General features: G+C 48.3%; 17 protein-coding genes. 4 read left to right on the top strand and 13 right to left on the bottom strand.

Annotated elements, in window-relative coordinates; translation table 11 throughout:
* The 9 genes from mglC to POF51_RS10630 form a co-directional block, all read right to left on the bottom strand.
* Positions 1–1,020, bottom strand: a complete 1,020-nt coding sequence (mglC, locus tag POF51_RS10590; protein ID WP_271755361.1) for a galactose/methyl galactoside ABC transporter permease MglC — start codon at positions 1,018–1,020, stop codon at positions 1–3.
* Between the two features lie 19 nt (positions 1,021–1,039).
* The gene (locus tag POF51_RS10595) at positions 1,040–2,557 is read right to left on the bottom strand and encodes a sugar ABC transporter ATP-binding protein (RefSeq protein ID WP_271755362.1); all 1,518 of its coding nucleotides are present in this window, start codon (positions 2,555–2,557) and stop codon (positions 1,040–1,042) included.
* A gap of 85 nt (positions 2,558–2,642) precedes the next feature.
* Positions 2,643–3,689, bottom strand: coding sequence for a galactose ABC transporter substrate-binding protein (locus tag POF51_RS10600; protein WP_069847234.1), 1,047 nt, complete (start codon positions 3,687–3,689; stop codon positions 2,643–2,645).
* A gap of 125 nt (positions 3,690–3,814) precedes the next feature.
* A complete protein-coding gene (locus tag POF51_RS10605; RefSeq protein WP_271755363.1) occupies positions 3,815–4,801 on the bottom strand; it encodes a substrate-binding domain-containing protein in 987 nt (328 codons plus the stop codon).
* Positions 4,798–6,561 carry a cache domain-containing sensor histidine kinase gene (locus POF51_RS10610; RefSeq protein ID WP_069847238.1) on the bottom strand — a complete coding sequence of 588 codons (1,764 nt, stop codon included), beginning with the start codon at positions 6,559–6,561 and terminating at the stop codon, positions 4,798–4,800. Before POF51_RS10610 ends, POF51_RS10605 begins: the two co-directional genes overlap by 4 nt.
* A gap of 3 nt (positions 6,562–6,564) precedes the next feature.
* Positions 6,565–8,169: a response regulator gene (locus tag POF51_RS10615; protein ID WP_271755364.1), complete on the bottom strand. Its 1,605-nt coding sequence runs from the start codon at positions 8,167–8,169 to the stop codon at positions 6,565–6,567.
* A gap of 69 nt (positions 8,170–8,238) precedes the next feature.
* Positions 8,239–8,724: a tetratricopeptide repeat protein gene (locus POF51_RS10620; RefSeq protein ID WP_069847243.1), complete on the bottom strand. Its 486-nt coding sequence runs from the start codon at positions 8,722–8,724 to the stop codon at positions 8,239–8,241.
* Between the two features lie 75 nt (positions 8,725–8,799).
* Positions 8,800–10,038: a hypothetical protein gene (locus POF51_RS10625; protein ID WP_069847245.1), complete on the bottom strand. Its 1,239-nt coding sequence runs from the start codon at positions 10,036–10,038 to the stop codon at positions 8,800–8,802.
* 36 nt (positions 10,039–10,074) lie between these two features.
* Positions 10,075–11,229: a HesA/MoeB/ThiF family protein gene (locus POF51_RS10630; protein ID WP_069847248.1), complete on the bottom strand. Its 1,155-nt coding sequence runs from the start codon at positions 11,227–11,229 to the stop codon at positions 10,075–10,077.
* 500 nt (positions 11,230–11,729) lie between these two features.
* Between POF51_RS10630 and POF51_RS10635 the strand changes: the two genes are divergently transcribed.
* On the top strand, positions 11,730–12,287 hold the full coding sequence (locus POF51_RS10635) for an RNA polymerase sigma factor (RefSeq protein WP_069847250.1): 558 nt from the start codon (positions 11,730–11,732) through the stop codon (positions 12,285–12,287).
* A complete protein-coding gene (locus POF51_RS10640) occupies positions 12,284–13,993 on the top strand; it encodes a DUF4179 domain-containing protein (protein ID WP_069847252.1) in 1,710 nt (569 codons plus the stop codon). Before POF51_RS10635 ends, POF51_RS10640 begins: the two co-directional genes overlap by 4 nt.
* A 64-nt stretch (positions 13,994–14,057) precedes the next feature.
* Here the strand turns inward: POF51_RS10640 and POF51_RS10645 are convergent, their stop codons facing one another.
* From POF51_RS10645 to POF51_RS10655, 3 genes are all read right to left on the bottom strand, one after another.
* Positions 14,058–14,753 carry a heptaprenylglyceryl phosphate synthase gene (locus POF51_RS10645; protein WP_069847254.1) on the bottom strand — a complete coding sequence of 232 codons (696 nt, stop codon included), beginning with the start codon at positions 14,751–14,753 and terminating at the stop codon, positions 14,058–14,060.
* 17 nt (positions 14,754–14,770) lie between these two features.
* On the bottom strand, positions 14,771–15,061 hold the full coding sequence (locus POF51_RS10650; RefSeq protein WP_007717484.1) for a YerC/YecD family TrpR-related protein: 291 nt from the start codon (positions 15,059–15,061) through the stop codon (positions 14,771–14,773).
* Between the two features lie 119 nt (positions 15,062–15,180).
* A complete protein-coding gene (locus POF51_RS10655; protein WP_069847514.1) occupies positions 15,181–16,236 on the bottom strand; it encodes a DUF3048 domain-containing protein in 1,056 nt (351 codons plus the stop codon).
* Positions 16,237–16,412: 176 nt separating this feature from the next.
* Here POF51_RS10655 and POF51_RS10660 point away from each other — a divergent pair, with 176 nt between their 5' ends.
* Entirely contained in the window at positions 16,413–17,114 is a 702-nt protein-coding gene (locus POF51_RS10660; RefSeq protein WP_017249777.1) for a response regulator transcription factor, read from the top strand.
* Positions 17,111–18,520 (top strand): sensor histidine kinase, encoded by a 1,410-nt coding sequence (locus tag POF51_RS10665; RefSeq protein ID WP_069847258.1) that lies wholly within the window; start codon positions 17,111–17,113, stop codon positions 18,518–18,520. Before POF51_RS10660 ends, POF51_RS10665 begins: the two co-directional genes overlap by 4 nt.
* 33 nt (positions 18,521–18,553) lie before the next feature.
* Here POF51_RS10665 and POF51_RS10670 read toward each other — a convergent pair whose 3' ends face one another.
* Complete coding sequence (locus tag POF51_RS10670; RefSeq protein WP_244521741.1) at positions 18,554–19,348, bottom strand: GNAT family N-acetyltransferase; 795 nt, start codon at positions 19,346–19,348, stop codon at positions 18,554–18,556.
* Positions 19,349–19,413 lie beyond the last annotated feature (65 nt).

Genomic DNA, 19,413 nt, shown 5'->3' on the forward strand with positions numbered 1-19,413 from the left:
CTATTTTTTCGCCAAGTATTTGCGAATGTCAAAAGCAACGGCTGCCACAATGATGAGTCCTTTGATGATGAGCTGCCAATACGGGTTGACTCCGATAAACGTAAGTCCGTAGTTGATGACACCAAAAATAAGGACACCCGCAAGCACACCAGGAACGGTACCAATTCCGCCAGACGTCGAGACTCCACCTACCACACAGGCTGCAATGGCGTCCAGCTCGTACATGTTGCCGTAGTTGTTCGTCGCGCCACCTGTTCTGGCTGCCTCCAGAACGCCTCCGAGTCCATACAGGGCACCAGCAATGGCATAAATAATCATGAGGTTGAAAGCAACATTGATCCCGGAAACAGTTGCGGCCTGCATGTTGCCTCCGATGGCGTACATGTTTTTTCCAAGCCGTGTTTTATTGAAGATCACCCAGACGATGAACGCAACCATGATCGCAATGATAACGATATACGGAATCGAATACGGGCCACTCGGGCCGATGTACCCTGTCCCAAGCTGATTGAAGTCACTGCGCAGTCCAGCAATTGGCTGCGATTGATTGGGCTCCATATCAAAATAGATGGAGTTGAATCCGTATACAATGACCATCATACCCAACGTGGCGATAAAAGGGGGCACACTAAAACGAGACACAATGATGCCATTGATCAGACCAACCAGCAAGCCCGCAGCAATTGCAATGAGAATGGGGATAAGCAACGGCAAATCGGGTAAATCCGGGAAAAACCTCCGCGGATAATCTTGGCTTTGCAGCATCGAGGCGGAGATGACGGCCGTCAATCCGACCACTCGCCCCGCAGAAAGATCCGTTCCTCCTGTGATGAGAACAAACGCAGCACCCAAGGCAATAATGGCGCGAGTTGAGGATTGCATCAAAATATCCCGAAGCGTTGTAATGGAAAGAAAATTGGGATCGTAAATCGCTATTCCCGCTATTAACAAAACCAGAACGATATAGATGGCGTTTTGCGTAACAAAGCCTTGCACCTGTTTAGCAGACAACTGAGACATACCTCTTCCCCCTCCTTTCTCATGCAAGATGTTTGGTAGCCAGCCGCATGATCTCTTCTTCGGTTGCCGCTGGGCCAGACAAAAAACCGGAGAGCCTCCCCTCGCACATGACCATGATCCGATCTGACATTCCAAGCAACTCCGGCATTTCCGAGGAAATCATGATGATGCCTTTTCCCTGACTCGCCAGCTCCGCGATGATGGTATAGATTTCGTATTTGGCGCCGACATCGACCCCACGCGTAGGTTCGTCCAGCAATAAAATATCCGGATCAGTCAAAAGCCACCGTGCCAGCAGAACCTTTTGCTGATTGCCTCCTGACAGGTTTTTGATCAGTGCTTTCATAGAGGGAGTCTTGACGCGGAGCATCTCGATGCTGCGGCTGACATCGGCTCTACACTTGCGCTCATTGAGGAGCAGAAAAGGGGTTTGGTAACTGGACAAATTCGCAATGACCGTATTTTCCAAAATCGATAAGACAGGAATGATGCCGGTGACGCGCCGCTCCTCCGTCAAGAGCGCCATTTTGTACTTCTTCGCATCCTTCGGTGATTTGATCCGTACCTCCTGACCGTTGATCGACACTTTTCCTGCTGACACCGCGCGTAGTCCAAACAATGCCTCAATCAGCTCTGTTCGTTGTGCGCCCACGAGGCCGCCTATGCCCAAGATTTCGCCTTTTCGTAATTCAAACGACACGTGCTGAAATGACTGGGAATATGGGGAGGTCAGTCCCTCTACCTTCAAAATCGGTTCCCTTGGCGTATTGGATCGACTCGGGAAACGCTGCGTCAGGTCCCGTCCGACCATTCTGGAGATGATCAGGTCTGTCGTCAGCTCGGTCGCCCGCCATGTTCCAATGAGCTTGCCATCGCGCATGATCGTCACGTCATCCGCAATCCGTAAAATTTCTTCCATCTTGTGTGAAATATAGATAATGGCGACACCTCTGCTCTTCAGTTCGCGGATGATCGCAAATAACTGCTCCACCTCGTTTCCCGTCAAGGAAGACGTCGGTTCGTCCATAATAATCACTTTGGATTGGTAGGAGACAGCTTTGGCAATTTCAAGCGACTGTACCTTGGATACAGACAGGTCACGGACTACAGCGTGCGGATTCAGGTCCATTCCCAGATCAGCAAACAGCTTCTCTGTATCCGAAAGCATTTTTTTCTCATCCACAAACGGAAAAGGACCGATTCTTTTGACCGGAAAACGTCCTAGCCATATGTTTTCCATGACATTGCGAAAGGGCACCGGATGTAGCTCTTGATGAATCATGGAGATGCCATGTGCCAGCGCGTCCTTTGAGCTGCTCATCGTCACCTGCTCTTTGTTTAACACGATTTCTCCCGCATCTGGCCGATAAATTCCGAAGAGACACTTCATCAGGGTCGATTTGCCTGCTCCATTCTCTCCCATCAGTGCATGGACTGTTCCGGGCCGGACCTTTAGCGTGACATCATCGAGTGCCTTGACCCCTGGAAATTCTTTATGAATGTGGTTCATTTCCAATAAAAACGCATGCTGGTCCATGCGAATGCCCTCCTTTTTGCAAAAATCATCCCCATCACCGAAACAGGAGAGTCGGATTCGTCTCTTCACCGACTCTCCTGCTTTTTTATTTCGCGTCGTTCATGTTTTCCTTGGTGATTTTTTTGTAGGGCACCCACACGTACTTGCCATCCGTAATGTCAAAGCCTGTGGAATCTTTCGTTGGCGTTTCGCCCTTTGCCAAAGACGCAGCGATACTAAGGGTGGCTTTTCCTTGGTTATTCGCATCGTTGAGGACCGTTCCGAGCAAGGTTCCTGCCTCCAGCTCCTTCAGTGCAGGCGCTGTGGCATCCACGCCAACAACGGGCATATACTTGCCATTCGCAAAATAGCCGGATGCCTTCAGCGCTTCGATCGCCCCTAGTGCCATATCGTCGTTGTTGGCAAGAACAGCTTCGATCTTGTCACCGGATGCTGCGAGGAAGGCTGCCATCTTTTCCTGCCCTTTTACGCGATCCCACATGGCTGTATCTTCCGCGACCTTCTCTACTTTAATCCCTGCATCTTCAATCGCCTTCACCGAAAACTTCGTCCGCAGCTCAGCATCCTGATGCCCTGGCTCGCCTTTTAACATGACGTATTGGAGGACGCCATCCTTGTTTTTATCTGCGTCCGGATTTGCCTTCCAGTAATCGACGATCAGCTGCCCAGAAATCGTGCCGGATTCCTCCGCTTTTGCTCCCACGTAATAGACCTTATCCCACTTCTGCATATCCTCTGGCATCGGCTCACGGTTGAAGAAGACGACAGGAATATTGGCTTGCTTCGCCTTGTCGATAAGGACGCCAGCAGCTGTGCGATCCACCGGATTGATGGCAAGGGCGTTTACCTTTTTGTTAATGAACAAATCCACTTTGTCATTTTGCGTAGGCTGGGCATTTTGGCTGTCTACAATGTCCACTTCCGCTTTGCCCTCCGCGGCTTTCGAAATCGCATTGCGCACTCCTGTCATGAACGTATCATCGAACTTGTAGATGGCGACTCCGATTTTGGGATTCCCCGCAGGAGCCGATCCTCCCCCCGACGCTGCAGGCTGCGAACCGCCTGATTGTGAGCATCCAACCACCGAGAGTGTAACAGCGGCCACCAATGTAGTGGCAATCAGCTTTCTCATTCGATAATCCCCCTTTATCCCCTATGTTTACATCTGATATACACCAAATGTAAGCGTTTTCCAAAGTGTGTTCCATCGAAAATCCTGCGCATTTCTATCAAAATTCTCATCTGTTTTTCGGTGGCCTATTTAACGAAGGGGAAGAGGAGCTTTTGATTCTCCGACCAGAACATATTCTCCCGATCGATTACTTTTGTTCCGGTGTCGACCAGACTGGGCACGGCTTCACCGTTGCTCGCTTCGACTGCGTACTTGACCCCGAGATATCCCATGGATAGCGGCTTCTGGATGATCGTCGCAGAAATGATTCCTTCCTGCAAATACTCCAGTACTTCCGGCGGACTGTCGATTGCTACGATTTTGACTTTGTCCCGCAGTCCACTGTTTTCCATTTCCTCGGCCACACCGATCGCAGTACTGGCATCGAGTGCAATCACTCCTTTCAGCTGTGGATGCTTGCGGATCAGTTCGCGCGTCCAGTCACCGATCTGCTTTTTATCCAAGGGAACATTTTCGTTGGCCACCAGTTCAACCTGCGTTTCCCGTGGGAGCACATCGAGGACGCCCTGTTCTCTTTGTTTGGCATTTGCCTTTACCAGATCTGTGCCGAGCAATGCGATTTGTCCCTTTTTTTCGATCAGGAATACCATTTTTTCGAATGCCTTCATGCCCATATCGTAGTTATCCGTCCCAATGTAGCTTTTGACGGCTGAATCATTTCCGACTGTGTCGAGTACAAGGATCGGGATGGCCCGCTCTCTTGTCAGCTTGATGGCTTCTCGCAAGACTTGTTCGTCACTAGGTGCCACCACGATTGTCTCGGAGCCATCAGCAATTGCCTGCTGCACCAGTTCCATTTGCCTGTGGGCATCCTCCTCATAGTCCGGCGCGTAAAAATTCAGGTTTCGCTCATATTCCTTGGCAGCCATCTCCGCTCCGAGCTTGACCGTTCGCCAATAATCACCGTGCTTCATACGGACGATCAGCGCCACTGTCTTTTTCTTGTCTACTTCCCCATCCGTAAGCGGAGCACTACACGAGTAGAAAAGCGTCACCGCTACCAAAAAGAACAGTCCGTATACGCTAAATTGTTTTACCGCTGCTGTCCTCATAAACGATCTCGCTCCTCTGCAAGTTGGCGCGGAATCCATACACGCACAACGGTCCCCTCTTCCTGTTCGCTCGCAATTTCCAAACCGTACTCTTCACCGAAGGTCAAGCGGATGCGCTCTTGCACGTTTTGAATCCCAACGCCCGAGCCTTCTTCGCTTTTGTAAAAGCCAGCTTTTACTTGTGCAAGAACATCAGGGGACATGCCCAAGCCATTGTCGCTTACCTGAAGTAACACCTTACCGTCGATGAGTGCTGCCAATATATGAATCCTGCCCGGATCAGCCAAATGCTCAATTCCGTGGTAGATGGCGTTTTCCACAATCGGCTGGAGCAGTAACTTCAGCGTCAGACAGTTGAGCACCTCACCTTCATCCTCGACCACGATCTCGTACTCAAATTTTTGCTTGTACCTCATTTTTTGAATAATGAGATAATGTCGTACATGCTCCAGCTCTTCTCGCACCGTAATAATGTTCTTGCCTCTGCTCAGGCTAATCCGAAACAGCTTTGACAACGAAGTAATCGTGGTGATGACATCCTCGTTTTTTCCGTTGCCGACCATTCTGACCACAGAGTTCAACGTGTTGTACAGAAAATGCGGATTGATCTGTGCCTGTAGCACCTCCAGCTCGCTTTTTCGTTTGGCTTCCTGTTCCCGAATGATCTGGTGCATCAATTCCCTGACCTTCGCGACCATCAGATGAAAACGCAAGGAAAGCTGTTCGACCTCATGGCTTCCCCGGATCGGTTCACTCTCTGAAAAGTCTCCTTGCTCCACCTTTTCCATGGATCGCTCCAGCAGCTTGATCGGTCGTGATATTTTCGCAGAGAGATAATGCAGCACGAACAACACAATGACAATCACAAAGATGAGCAGCCAGAAAATGAAGCGACTGATTTCGTTTTTGGTCGTCACAATCTCGTCCATATAGGAAACCCCAATGATTTTCCAGCCTAGCTGATCAATCGTCTTGATGGTGATCAAGCGCGTTTCATCCTGTGTCTCTTCTACATAGCTGCCGTAGGAATGCTTCAGCGGCAAGGAACGGTTTTCATTTTTCAATCCGGCGTAAATCAACTGCTGCTGCGGATGGTAGACGATGTTCCCAACCAAATCGATGATGTAGACGTACCCCTTTTTCCCCAAGCCCACTCTTTGGCACAGGTCATCGATCTCTTTGAAATTCACATCGACTAAAAGTACAGCCGGAATTTCTCCGTCAGGTCCGTGGAGAAGAATTTCCCGACTCATCGAGACGACCCAGGTGTACTCCCCTTTAAACAAGTTCTGGATATGCGGGAGCGAAAAGGACAGGTTCGTCGGGTCCTCGATCGCCTTTTGGAACCAGCTCTGTTCAGTCAAACGAGTGTTTCTCCTCAGTACTTTGGAAGGAGTCGTGGCCAATAACGTTCCGTCTCGTGTAAAAACCGCGATGGAGACGATGTCCTTTCTCGTTTCTACGATTGTCTCCAGCTGTTCACTCAGCTTGTCTGCCGTGAGTCCCTTGCTTCTTCTGATCTTGTCATCGACGAGTTCGAAAATTTGCGTCATCCCATTCAAATAGCTGTCCAGATTGTATTTCACCTGCTCCAGGATTTGCTGCGTGTGCAGATAGGCGTTTTGCTCAGCTGTCTGCGCAAATTTTCCGTACAGCATCACCCCGACAAACAGCATGACGAGTACCGTCACGAGCGTAAAGGAAGTGGTAATGATAAATTGAATCCTTTTGACCTTGATCACCGCGAGCAATCTTTTCATCGGTTAACCTTCCTGCTCGCTCTGACTTCGGTACTCTTTAGCGGACATGCCTGCATACTTGCGAAAGCTGAAGCTAAAGTAATTGGGATCGGTATATCCTACTTTCTCCGCGACTTCAAAGGACTTCAAATCGGTCGTCCGCAACAGCTCCTTGGCTTTTTCCATGCGCAATGACAGGAGATAGGACACAAAGGTGGTTTTCGTCTCTTTCTTGAAAATACCGCTAAAATAACCGAGGCTGATGTGCAGATGATCGCACACCTTGTGGATGGATATATCGGGAGAATGATAGTGCGTGTGGGTGTAGTCCAATGCCTGGGTGATCAATCTTCTGTACGTCGTTTGCCGTCCGCTTGCGATACTCGCCATGATGCGCTCACAGATTTCTGTGATCTGTCCGCGGGCATCCTCCATACCAGTAAAAGTCGTCATGACCTGCAACAGGTGGTATTGCCCACCAAACAACTGATCCATATCGACCTCAGCTCGATGAGCCGTCTTCAAAATCGTCGTCATAATCTCCAACAAAAAAATTCGATAATCGTCAATCGATATGGGTACACCCATCATTTGATCAAACATTTCATCGATTACGGTCCGAAGCTCCGCACTCGTCCCCATTTTGATACACCGAACAAATTCATGCTCCCTTCTCTCATCGAGTCGTATCTGCTCACTCGCTTGCTTTTCCACGTCATTGATCACGATCATCCTGTTGCAGCCAAGGATGCTTTTGTAGTCGAGTGCCTGCCTGGCGTCCTTATACGAGTAAGGGAGTGCTGCTACATCTGTCACGACGTTGCCGATTCCGATTGTTACAGTGATACTCATATATTTTTCAATCGTTCGCCTGATTTCATCTGCGATGTTTTGTGTTCGCACTTCAATTCGCTGCGTGTCGTCTGCCATTGTTTGCATGAGCAGCACGACCTGATCTTCATGGAGAAAAACGATACCTTCCTGTTTGCCTGCGTTCAGCTGCTCTTCTGCAATATTTTTCACAGCAAAAAGAAACAGCTGCTGCTCCTCCTGCTTGGGCTGGTCTACACAGATGACAGCCACGAGATATTCGGGACTCCTGAGCTCTATCCCGTATTCGCAGGCTTTTGAAAAAACATCGTGCTGGACTAGCTGACGACTCAGCAAAGATGATAAAAAAACCTCCCGCAAAACCGGCAAGCTTTTTCGATAGCTATCGCGCAAAAGCTGAACGTTTTCCCGATGAGCCGCCTCTTCGTCCATCCGTCGCTTGACCTTGTCCAGCGCTTCCATCAGCTCACTCGCAGAAAACGGCTTGAGCACATATTCATCAATTTGCAGCTTCACGGCCTTTTGTGCATACTCGAACTCATCAAACCCAGTCAGGATAATGATGCGAATGGCAGGGTACTCGCGCCCGATGGACTCCGCCAGCTGAAGTCCGTTCATAAAGGGCATCTTGATGTCGGTTACGACGACGTCCGGTCGCAGCCTCTCAACCAGCTCCAATGCCTCTCTGCCGTTCTCTGCTTTGGCAACCACCTCGTATCCGTGGCTATGCCAGTCAATTTCTTGGCTAACCCCTTCTCTCACATCTTCTTCGTCATCTACCAATATCAGCTTATACATAGGCACCTCCCGCTGTTGTACTTGTACAACGGGAGGCGACTGTTTTCCTGCCAATGGAAGGGTATGGCGTTACCACGTCATATTCAGATCATCTGCATAGAACAGAATCGCTTTATGATAGGCCAAAATCGTAGGATCGCTTGAGGTTTCTGCGAGGTTTTTCAGGAGGAGATTCATGGCTTCGTGGTGCTTCCCGAGGTTGTAATAGGCCATGGAAAGAAAAATCGGAAAGGAACGGTCCTCGGGAAACTGTTGCATCCCCTTCGCGAGCGTAGCTGCTGCCTGCTCGTATAGTCCCAGCACGCGATACGTACTGCCCAGACCCAGTAATGCCCCTTGCAGGTCGTCATCGATAGACAGTCCAAGCTCAATCGCTTTTTCGTAAAAGGGAACGGCTTCCTTCTCCAATCCGGCTGCGTCGTGGCACCACGCACATTGATAATGGGCGACAGGATCAGTCGGGGATTGGCTGACGAGCTGAAGGGCAAGCTGGATCGCTTCGTCCAGATGCCCTTCTTTTCGCAGTTGAATGATATTTTGGATCATCGGGTTCATGTGAGCACTTCCTTTGCCTGAGTATCTCTCTTCCCCCTAGCGTAACAGGGCAACTTGGCAAGGTGAAGACTTAATTTATGTGCCCTGCAAAGATTTTGCCCGCTCTCTTTCGCTTCTCCGTTGTCGATAGGCTCTCATCCACGACCAGCCCAAAATGAGAAACGGAACCAGAACCAATAGGATCAACAGGATGCCGTCCCAAAACTCCCACGAGTGAAGCGAAGCGTTCTTCATGTCGTCGCCGATGATCCAGATAAAATCGACCGCCATGCGCAGCTGATACTGGACAAAAAACCAGATTCCCCACACAGATCCAATCAAGTAGACCCAGCTATACCAGCGGATGACTCTTTTCTCATGGTCGGCTACGTACTCCCATTCCTCCTGCTCATCCTGCCTCAAGGAACGGAATTTCCCTTTTAGAAACAGACGTGTATTCACCATCAAATTGGAGCAATGGAACTTGGTTGCCAACACGTAATACAAATCCGTCTGCATGAAAACCATGAACTGAAAGGCCAAAGCCATGAGCAGGATCACATTCAGCATACGAATGAATGCTTCCATGAAAGGCACAAGCGTCAGCCAGCCTTGATCATCGGCAAACAACAGAATGACACCGATTCCCATAAACATCGCATCCCAGGACATTCCCGCCAAAAACGCCCTGTATCTGCGCTGTGGCTCCACGAGAACAATATTGGACATATTCGTCTCTGCTACAGCAAAAACAAGTCGATGCCCCAGACCAATACGACTGCCGATTCCCAATGATCGGGCCGCCAATAAGTGGGCCATCTCATGGAAAAAGAGAAAAACCCAAGTCGCCACGAAAGAAACCACAACCGAAACCGTCACGGAAGAAGAAACAAAAATATCGGAATAGACCGGGATATACTTGCCTGTAAACACACAAATCAAAAGACCTGTGACAAATAAGAGACCGTATAATCCAAAGGCAACACGATTAAAGAAAAACTGACCCGTCTCCTGCTTGATCCAAGAGAAATGATCTACTACCGGTACAGGCTCGTTGACAACTTCTCCATCTACCATGTACACAAATTGATAGGAACCAATTAAATCCTGCGCAAAGTCAAGCACATCCACCGGTTCGCCCAACTGTTCTTCCATGATCGTCGCGACTTCATTGATGCTCTTCCCTTCATCCAGCATATCGATGATCTCGACACCAATGGCCGGAAGCACAATGAAATTGCTGATATCCGTTCGTCCAATGAGGATCTCTTCCTCGTTTTCCGCCCGACGCGCAAGCGGGTGCATCTTGAGAATGCTCTCTCCTGAGATGTTCACTTGACCGACACCTTCCTCTCTTACAGGAACGACTCCTTACTTTGCGAGCACTTCATTTCTCTTGATATGAAAAATTGGCTCCGCTCCGCTGCCCTTGCCGCAAGTCGGGCATTCGGCTTCATTTCGCTCCCACTCAAAAAACACGCTCTTTTCCAACGTGTTGAAATCGAAAATGATAAATTTGCCCGCCGATTGTACCGGAGCGATTCCTGTCAAATACCTGATTGCATCGGAAGCCATCATTCCCGTAATCATCATGGTGTTGGGGGCAATGGTAGCGGTAGGCAGAATAAAGTTGGTATCGAGCAGCCTTTGGATCAACTGCGGATAGTCCTCGATCTGTGTAGAACGATGCAAATGCATGCAGTCGATACAACCTGTCTTGCCCGGTTCTACCATGAAGAACTGTCCTTCGATCAGGTTGAATCCCCCGGCAATGAACGGGATTTGCCGCTTGGTGCAGGCATGATTCACCCATCTCTGCAAAAAGAAAAAGGGCTGATCGGCTGCGAGCATCACGAGGTCACTTCCGGCAATAACCCGCTCCACGTCTTCGCCGGACTTGATTTGCAGCGTCTCCGTTTCAATCAATACCTCAGAATGAAGCCTTCCGATGAAATCACGTGCCGCTTCCACCTTCAGGCGACCAATATCATGCTCGTTAAAGACCATTTGTCTGTTCAAATTGCTGATCTCTACTCTATCAAAATCCACGAGCTTGATATGCTGGATTCCCGCTCCTACCAGATTGACCAGTAGTGTAGAGCCAAAGGCACCCATTCCCAGGATCGTCACTTTTTTTCTACTTACTTGCTCCTGTAGCTCGCTTGGACTTTGATTGAGATCGGTAAACAAGGAGAAGTAGCGGATATTCGCTTTATATCTTTCCTTTTGTTCTGAAGTCAGAGCGGAAGCCTCTTCCTTCGCCTGATCCATCAGGAAGCCCAATCCACTCAGTGATTCCACTGCTTCCGATATTTCTTCATACGTAATTTCGGGGTAATCCACAACCAATAATGTATGTATTTCACCGATAGTACGAGTGCCATCCATCAGTCTGATCATCTTGCGGATGGACCCGTTCTCGTCTTCCAATTCGAAGGTATAGCCAGGAGCCTCTCCCAAGCGGATCATTTGCTCTGTCACTTCATAAACGGGATGTACTGGTTTAAATAAAGGACGACGTTCCATACAAAACACCTCCCAATAATGGGGTTCGCTAACCCGGCTCATTTTAGATGAAAAAAGGGAATAGCTCGAGTGCTATTCCCCCTCTTCTTAAGAGAATTAAGCTGCTACTGCAGTAGTGCGAACGCTTTCAACTTTTTTCGCTTGGATTTTCATGGATAGTTCCTCCTCTCTATGATCGAAAATTAAGACAAGTTCATTATATTGCATGATTTTACAGAAATCTACAAATATTAGCAAAAAATTATATATTTTGGTAATATTCGACTATTTATTTCGTATGCAATAGTAATTTCCTTCCATTTTCTATGAATATTCTCAAAAATCCTTCTTTCAGGGAAATACTTTTCATTCTTTTTGGAAAATGCCCCTGTTTTTGGGACACTTTTATTTCGGGATTCGTAGTACTAGGATGTAATAGAAAAAGTTCACCAAGATCACTTTTGTTTGATCAAAAAAGGAAAAGCTGCGCAGCGAGCCTTTTTTGCTTAGGGGGAGCACACATGGAGGAAGATCGAGTGATCATCGGGCGGGTCTTGAAAGGAAACAAAGACTCCTACTCCGAGATCATTTCCAGATACCACGGAAAAGTAAGTTCCATTCTTCGTAAAATGCTGGGACATACACCCGATGCACAAGATATCGTGCAGGAAATTTTCATCAAGACGTATTACCATTTACCAGAATATAAAACAAACTACGATTTTTCTGCATGGTTATACCGGATAGCAGCCAACCACTGTCTGGATGAGCTGCGCAAACGCAAGCGAAAGCAGCGGCTCACCGCAAGCGAAGAGATAGAACCAGTGGATAGCCATACGCCGGAGGTTGCCTTACTGAATAAGGAGGGTCAGCGCCTGTTGCGTCAAAGGATGATGTCCGTCGAAGAAAAGTATCGGATCGTCCTCGAAATGCGCTACTTCGAATCTTTGAGTTGTGAGGAAATCAGCCATCGACTGTCCATTCCGTCGAGTACTGTGCGGACGCGCCTGTCTCGTGGAAAGGACAAGCTCAAGGAAGCAATCGGGCACGCAGGGCAAGGGGGGGACTTTCATCTATGAAATGCTTAGATAAAGGACAAATTGCTTTGTATCTATACAACCTGCTTGAGCCAGAGGAAGCCAAGGTCATGGCAGCCCATTTGGAAGAATGCCGTCATTGTCAGTTGAAGTTGAAGCAGGAGCTGGATGACCTGGAAGATCCGGAAGAATCTCTAGCGACAGACGAGCCAACCGATGCTGTCATTCATGACATTATGGTGAATCTGCCTCCTTACCCCATACACGTTCTGAAACGATCAGAGAGACATCAATTACAGAAGAAAATCGATTGGAAGAAAAGGAGCCTGGATATCGTGAAAAAAGCAACTATCGCCGTAGCAGGAATGGCAGCAGTCGTCTATTTTGGAACACTGACTTCACCATCTTTTGCGACTTATATAAATGACTTCTATGCCGCTACCATAAAATCACAGCCGAAGCAGACAGAGAGCAGCTTGTTTGCAGAAGAAGCGTCCGAGGACCCCCTCATCCAGCGCGGACTGGAAGAAGGTTATAACAAGAAGCTTGATTTGAAAGCCATCGACAACGGAATGATGCTGGAAGTAAGAGAAGTCATGGCAGACACGAGGGATGTCCGGATTATTTTCGGCTTCAAGGATAAGAATGGCAAGCAGCTTGAAAAGTTGTTCCGGAATTTCCCACTGGGAGGTCAAGATGAACTGAGCGAAACCTATGAAATCAAAATCACAGATGAAGATGGAAACGTTCTTGAGACAAATGATAAGTACCATCTTAATTATAACAAGAAGGAAAGCATCGGCGAAAAAGATGAGTACTTGATGGTCAGCCGACCGATTAGCAGATATTTTACAGATGTCAGCAAGATTCCTGACAAACTGAACATCGAGCTTAGCATCAAGAAGCTGGACAAAGTTGACGGAAATTGGAGTGTGACCATTCCTGTTGATATTTCCAAAGCAAAAAAAGAAACGAGAATTATCCCGATCAACGAGCAATACACCGCTCCTAATGGCGAAGTGATTGATCTGAAGCAAGTGATGGTGACACCTGGCCAGACTGAATTCGTGATCGAGAATACGGGTGAAGGTGGTAGTTCCCAGCTCTTAACCTATGAAGTTGTGGACGACAAGGGAGCTGTCCTGGCGGCCTGGAGCAAACTGGATCTATCGAGTGAATTTGGCGAGGAACCGAATCCATTTTTCAAAAATGTAAGCAGGGAGTATTTCGTCCGTGCAAATGAGGACAAAAATATTCACTTCATCACCTATCATTCCTTGCCAGCTGATAATAATCTGACCTTTAGAGTTGGCGGTACTTACGATCAGGTTCCTTCGAATTTTAAGCAAAAGCTGTCCATTGAGACTCTGAAGACCCAGCCTGTAACGATAAAGCACAATGGAAATACGCTCACCTTTTCAAACTTTGCAGTAGAAGAGATAACAAAAATAAATCCAATAACATCTGTCAAACATAAAATGCTGCGTAGTACATTACAGCTTGAGGCAACTTTGGCACCGGGTGTGGTCTTCTTAGACTCCTGGGAGAGTGCTGACGACCAGGGCGAACAATACGATTTCAATTTCATGGGCTCCACAACAAAAGATGAAAAAGGTAATTTTATCATGAAAGGTCAACTCATCGACAATATGGACGCAATCCCGAAAGAGCTGACGCTTACGATCGAGGAACAAGTGAACAGAGCAAAAGACATGGATTGGAGCGTAGCCATTCCGTTGAAGAAGTAACCCAAAAATGAAAAACCACCTTTCCTCATGAAACTGTAACAGCTCATGGGAAAGGTGGTCTTTTTTAGATTTCGGTTCCTTTTACAGCCTTCACAGTAGCTAATGCAGCAGCTAGATCGTCATAGATGACATTCCCTACGACAACCGTATCTGCAATCGCAGCCATTTCTGTCGCTTGCTCCGGGTTGCGAATCCCGCCACCATAAAAGAGGTGGGCTTCGCCCGCGCCTGCCTTGGCAGCCTTCACGATTGCCGGATCGCCGTATGTACCGCTGTACTCCATATAGACAATCGGCAAACGACATATGTTCGTCGCTACCTGTGCGTACGCTTTGGCCTGCGAGGCATCCGCAATCGGACGTGCTTTCGTCAGATGTGCTACGCCCGCGTCTGGATTGGCGATAATATATCCTTCTGTAATGATCTCATCCCAATGAATATAAGCGCCAAACGCTTGAAGCCCCGATACATGCGGAGCAAAAATCCAGTCTGGATCGCCAGCGTTCAGTACGAGCGGGATCAAGTACGAATCAAATCCCGGCACAACTGCATCCAGTGAGGAAATCTCCAAGACAGCCGGTACTGCGTAACGTCGCAATCGCGACATCAATTCGAGCGTATTGTCATAGGTCACACCGTACGTGCCGCCTACAATGATCGCATCTGTTCCGGACTCGCAAATCGCCTCCAAGGCCTCGTCATCGATTGTTTTATCCGGGTCTAGTTTAAATGTATGGCGCCAGCCACGATAGTCAATCAACGTTGCCTGCCTCCTAGCTATTTTCCGATCCGCTCAAGCGCCATCTGGTATCCGTCATTTCCATAGTTCAAACAGCGTTTGACACGGGAAATAGTCGCCGTACTTGCGCCGGTCTCTGCTTCAATCTGATTGTAAGTAAAGCCTTTGCGGAGCATTCTCGCTACTTCCAGGCGCTGTGCGAGCGACTGCATTTCGTTCACCGTGCACAAATCGTCAAAAAATTGATAGCACTCTTCCATCGTTTCCAGGGAAAGAACAGCTTCAAACAACTGTTCGAGCCCTTTTCCTTTTAATTTTTCCAATTGCATGTCTGTCACCTCTGTTATATAGTCCGTCTTTCGAACGGTTTCTCACTGTACAATTTTTAAGCACTAAAGCTTTAACAATTATCTTAGAAGAAACCGCCTTCATCCGCAAGCCCTAATCCTTACTGGAACTTGAGCGACTTCGACAGACCTGGTGAGGTCGACAATATCGCCACCCATGTATTTCCTGGCAAAAGCGGTGCCTCTTGCGTCAAAGCTGCGTCCTCATAGGCACGGATGACACCATTGCTGCGCTTCCATTTGACCTTGCGTGCTTTTCCTTGCTGGAATAAATAACCGTCCCCCGGCCCGATTACATCGACCGATAGACGCCCTTCTTTATCCAGCACGCGGTGTTTGGCAGAGATGACCAACAAATTGGTCGTGGACAACTGTTTCTTGTCGCTCAAGTCCAAATGCGGCTTGCCTGCCGTAAAGCGCATGTATTTCTTTTGCTCGGCATCATAGGTAAAAGCAGCTTTATTCAATGAGTGGAAAGTCAGATCTACCTGTGTTGCAGGCTCGCCTTCCTTGATCTCAGCGTCCTCCTTCAGGAAAGTGAAGTGAGGCACCTCTGCCGTTTGACGCATCCCTTTATCCTGCATCGCTTTTTCCAAGAGCTCTGGCTTGGTGTACAGGTTATGTGGCATTTTCCGGAATTTTTCTCGCCAAAAGTATTGACCGTTCGGAATTTCATCCAGATGGCTGTAGTCTTTTCTCGCCAAGGTTTCCAGCGCATCCGGACTGCCTCCTGCGTGCACGAGGACCGCATCAAAGCCGTTCCCGATCTGGATAAAATAAGGACGGATACTGCGGACAGGTCCAATTACTTCTGGTTTTTGGCTTTGGAATATCGCAAGAAAGCGGGTCATTTCCCCTTCTGACAATACCTCATAAATCATATCCGCTTTGTTGACGCCTGTTTGTGGACGGGCGGGCGGCGCGTTGTTGATCATTACCATGATCGGGCGTTTGCTTCCCAGGTTTTCGTGACTGCCAAGTCCTGTCATCGGTGCCTTATACGCATACTCGACGGGCTGATTCGTTTCCGGTGGCGTTTGCACAATCGGATCGGGTATCTGCGGACTAGGTTGGGTGTCCACCGGCTTTTGAGCGCAGGCCGTTGTTAAGAGCATGAAGGCTAGTACCATGAGAGACGATTTGACTGTTCGTTTCATATGAATCGCTCCTTTCCATCTCTCGTTGTCTTTTTTTCCCTGTTTCTTTTTCCAGAAGGATACAGGGGAATCCTGCTTCCACACGTTTTCCACGATTCTCATACGCCCGTGCCACACATCTTGTTTTTGGCTATGCTACAATAATGAAAAACAGATGCAAAGCGAGGCCACAATCTATGAATACCCCCTACCTCGTCTATCTGGTGGACGATGAAACAAACCTGTTGGAGTTGCTGCAATCGTATTTGCAAAGTGCCGGATTGCAGGTGAAAGCGTTTTCTAGTGGCAAGGACGTCTTGCCGTTACTTGATGAAGATACACAACCACATTTGTGGATATTGGACATCATGATGCCCGACATCGACGGCTATGAGCTCTTACGTCTCATTCGTGAAAAATCAAATGTCCCGATCATCTTCATCTCCGCTCGCGATCAAGATGTCGATAAAATCATCGGACTGGAACTGGGCAGCGATGACTACTTGGCGAAGCCTTTTCTACCACGCGAACTGGTCATCCGTGCGAAAAAGCTGCTACAGCGCACCTATGAAAAGCCCGGTGCCACTGCTTCCTCTACCCAAACTTTCCAAGATTGGGTAACGGTTGATCCTTATATGATCTCAGAAAAAGGCAGACAAGTAAAAGAAGGCGACGAACTCATTGATTTAACCACAAAAGAATTCGAGCTCATCGTTTACCTTTTGCACAATCAAGGCTTGGCCTTGAATCGCGAGCAGATTCTGACCTCCATCTGGGGGGAAGACTACATTGGCTCAGACAGGGCTGTCGATGACTTGGTGAAGCGCATCCGCAAAAAAATGCCCAAGTTTCCATTGGAGACGGTCTATGGCTTCGGCTACCGAATGACACGTATATGAGCAAATTCCGACTGAAAAACCTGCCGATTTCCAGGCAAATCCTCATTTTGTTCATGATCCTGACAAGCGTCCTCGGGGTTGGCCTTGGCATCGGGTATCCATTGGCTGTCAAACAGTATCTGGTATCCAACACTTACACGCTCTTGGAAGAAGAGTTTTACACATTATCACAGCATATCTCCTTCAACGAGCATAATGAGCTGCTGCCTGTTCCGGCTGCGGCCCCTTACTTTTTACAGCTCTTGCTCCAACGTTATGAGTACTCATTTGATATGATCGTCTATGCTGAGAACGGACGAGAGCTGGGCAGCCGAAGCAATGGCCGCATTCCCTACGAGGATGCCAAGGAGTTGTTCCGACAAGCCGCCTCGTATCCAAGCAACAAGCTCCAGCATGGTTCGCTGGACCGTGGAGCCGAGAGCTATTTGTTCGTCAGCAAAAAAATGGATTACCACGGCTTCCCCTACTACATGGTGCTCTTCTCCAAGGAACAGGAGCTCAACCAGATCAACTCGATTTTGACACGTCAGTTTTTGTTCATATTTGGTCTGCTGCTGCTCGTAAGCTGGTTGTTGGCCGTGTGGTTTAGCGGGTATTTGAGCAGACCGCTGCGCACACTTGAAGAGCTGTGTAAAAAAATCGCTCGTCGTCAGTTCGATATCCCGCTTACGATGGATCGCGGAGATGAGATCGGACAGCTCGCCCGCTCATTCGATATGATGAAAAACCAACTGAAGGAATACGACGAGTCACAGCAACATTTTGTCCAAAATATTTCCCATGAGCTCAAAACACCAATCATGGCGATTCAAGGATACACGCAAGGCCTCATCGAAGGCGTCTTTCAGGGCCCACAGGCTGAAAAAGGGCTTTCCATCATCATGGAAGAGAGCAAGCGTCTCGAAAAGGTCGTCGGACAGCTCTTGTATATCACAAAGATCGAGTCTGTCTCTCAAATGATGCAAGTCGACCGCGTCGACCTGTCAGAGATGATGCACCTGTTGAAGCAGCGTCTTTCCGTGCTCAACCCGCAAGTCGAGTGGGAGTTAAATCTGGCAGCCGACTTGATCGTGGAGGGAGACGGCGAGCAATTGAGCACTGCTTTCGTGAATATCATGGAAAATCAACTGCGTTACGCCAAAAGCCGACTTACCATCACAGGGAGACACGCAGGAAAAAGCGTCGTCGTCGCGATTTCCAATGATGGGCCACCCATTGAGGAGGCGCTGCTGCCGAATTTATTCCAGCGTTTCCGCAAAGGAAAGTCGGGCAAGCATGGGCTTGGACTCGCGATTGCCCGTGCCGTCTTGGAAGCACATAAAGGGACGATCGATGCCCGCAACGATCCAGATGGACCTTGCTTTACGATGATCGTACCCGTTGAATTTAAAGGCCGATTGAACTGATAGGAGGGGACACTTGTCCTCTCTTTTTCTATTCTAAAGGAGAAATTCGATAAAAGCGTAGGAAGATACCGTGACAAAACCGAGCTTCTCATACACGTGTATCGCCGTGGGATTATCTGCAAAGACAACCAAATAGACATGATCAGACTTCTCCAAGCCAATCCGGGAAATATCTGAACTGATTTGCGTACCCAACCCTTTTTGCCGATGATGGACAGATGTGCCAATGTTCCCGATTTCGACGTAGGCTTCGTCATAGACATGAAAGCCGGCTACGGCCATTGGCTCTCCTCCTTCCGAACAGAGTGCGATGTGTGGCATTTCTGCTACTTCCTCCGCCCGAAAACTAATCATGCCGAGCTCTGTCGCCATATTCTCCACGATCTGTGCTTCAGATAACTCCAGTATTCGTGATTCTCCCACAGGTAAAAGCCGTTCTGGATCTGCTAGTTTCATCAACCGCATGGTACGTGTGGCGAGTATATTCGGAATCTGTACGCGCGTCAGACAAGGCTCTGCGAGTGCAATCACGCCCTTTTGTCCATCTGGCAGGCTGCCATCTAGCACTTCTTTCATATAGGAGAGCATCGGTTCCACCTCGTAATTTTCCTCCCCCTCGACCACATGGAGAGAAAATGCGTGAAACGGCATCCCTTTTAAGTAAGACCCGATAGCGGTTACTTCTCCTTGGACGCTGTCCGTTACGACGACGCTCCGATCCGTTCGCAAGTACATATTCCCGTATAAAATATACGAATCTTCTAACGAAATTTGTTCCAAAAGCTGGCGTTGTTCATGACCTGTTCGCAATTTTAGCAAAGAAATCACTCCTTCTAACGATTCCCTATTGACGTTGTCGTACTTCACGGTTAACATGGTAAAAATTTCTCTAT

The organism is Brevibacillus sp. AG, from assembly GCF_028369215.1.
GTDB lineage: Bacteria > Bacillota > Bacilli > Brevibacillales > Brevibacillaceae > Brevibacillus > Brevibacillus porteri.

Bases quoted from the DNA above. Each gene is read 5' to 3' on its own strand.
- mglC (WP_271755361.1), bottom strand. From the start codon at position 1,020: ATGTCTCAGTTGTCTGCTAAACAGGTGCAAGGCTTTGTTACGCAAAAC.
- POF51_RS10595 (WP_271755362.1), bottom strand. From the start codon at position 2,557: ATGGACCAGCATGCGTTTTTATTGGAAATGAACCACATTCATAAAGAA.
- POF51_RS10600 (WP_069847234.1), bottom strand. From the start codon at position 3,689: ATGAGAAAGCTGATTGCCACTACATTGGTGGCCGCTGTTACACTCTCG.
- POF51_RS10605 (WP_271755363.1), bottom strand. From the start codon at position 4,801: ATGAGGACAGCAGCGGTAAAACAATTTAGCGTATACGGACTGTTCTTT.
- POF51_RS10610 (WP_069847238.1), bottom strand. From the start codon at position 6,561: ATGAAAAGATTGCTCGCGGTGATCAAGGTCAAAAGGATTCAATTTATC.
- POF51_RS10615 (WP_271755364.1), bottom strand. From the start codon at position 8,169: ATGTATAAGCTGATATTGGTAGATGACGAAGAAGATGTGAGAGAAGGG.
- POF51_RS10620 (WP_069847243.1), bottom strand. From the start codon at position 8,724: ATGAACCCGATGATCCAAAATATCATTCAACTGCGAAAAGAAGGGCAT.
- POF51_RS10630 (WP_069847248.1), bottom strand. From the start codon at position 11,229: ATGGAACGTCGTCCTTTATTTAAACCAGTACATCCCGTTTATGAAGTG.
- POF51_RS10635 (WP_069847250.1), top strand. From the start codon at position 11,730: ATGGAGGAAGATCGAGTGATCATCGGGCGGGTCTTGAAAGGAAACAAA.
- POF51_RS10640 (WP_069847252.1), top strand. From the start codon at position 12,284: ATGAAATGCTTAGATAAAGGACAAATTGCTTTGTATCTATACAACCTG.
- POF51_RS10650 (WP_007717484.1), bottom strand. From the start codon at position 15,061: ATGCAATTGGAAAAATTAAAAGGAAAAGGGCTCGAACAGTTGTTTGAA.
- POF51_RS10655 (WP_069847514.1), bottom strand. From the start codon at position 16,236: ATGAAACGAACAGTCAAATCGTCTCTCATGGTACTAGCCTTCATGCTC.
- POF51_RS10660 (WP_017249777.1), top strand. From the start codon at position 16,413: ATGAATACCCCCTACCTCGTCTATCTGGTGGACGATGAAACAAACCTG.
- POF51_RS10665 (WP_069847258.1), top strand. From the start codon at position 17,111: ATGAGCAAATTCCGACTGAAAAACCTGCCGATTTCCAGGCAAATCCTC.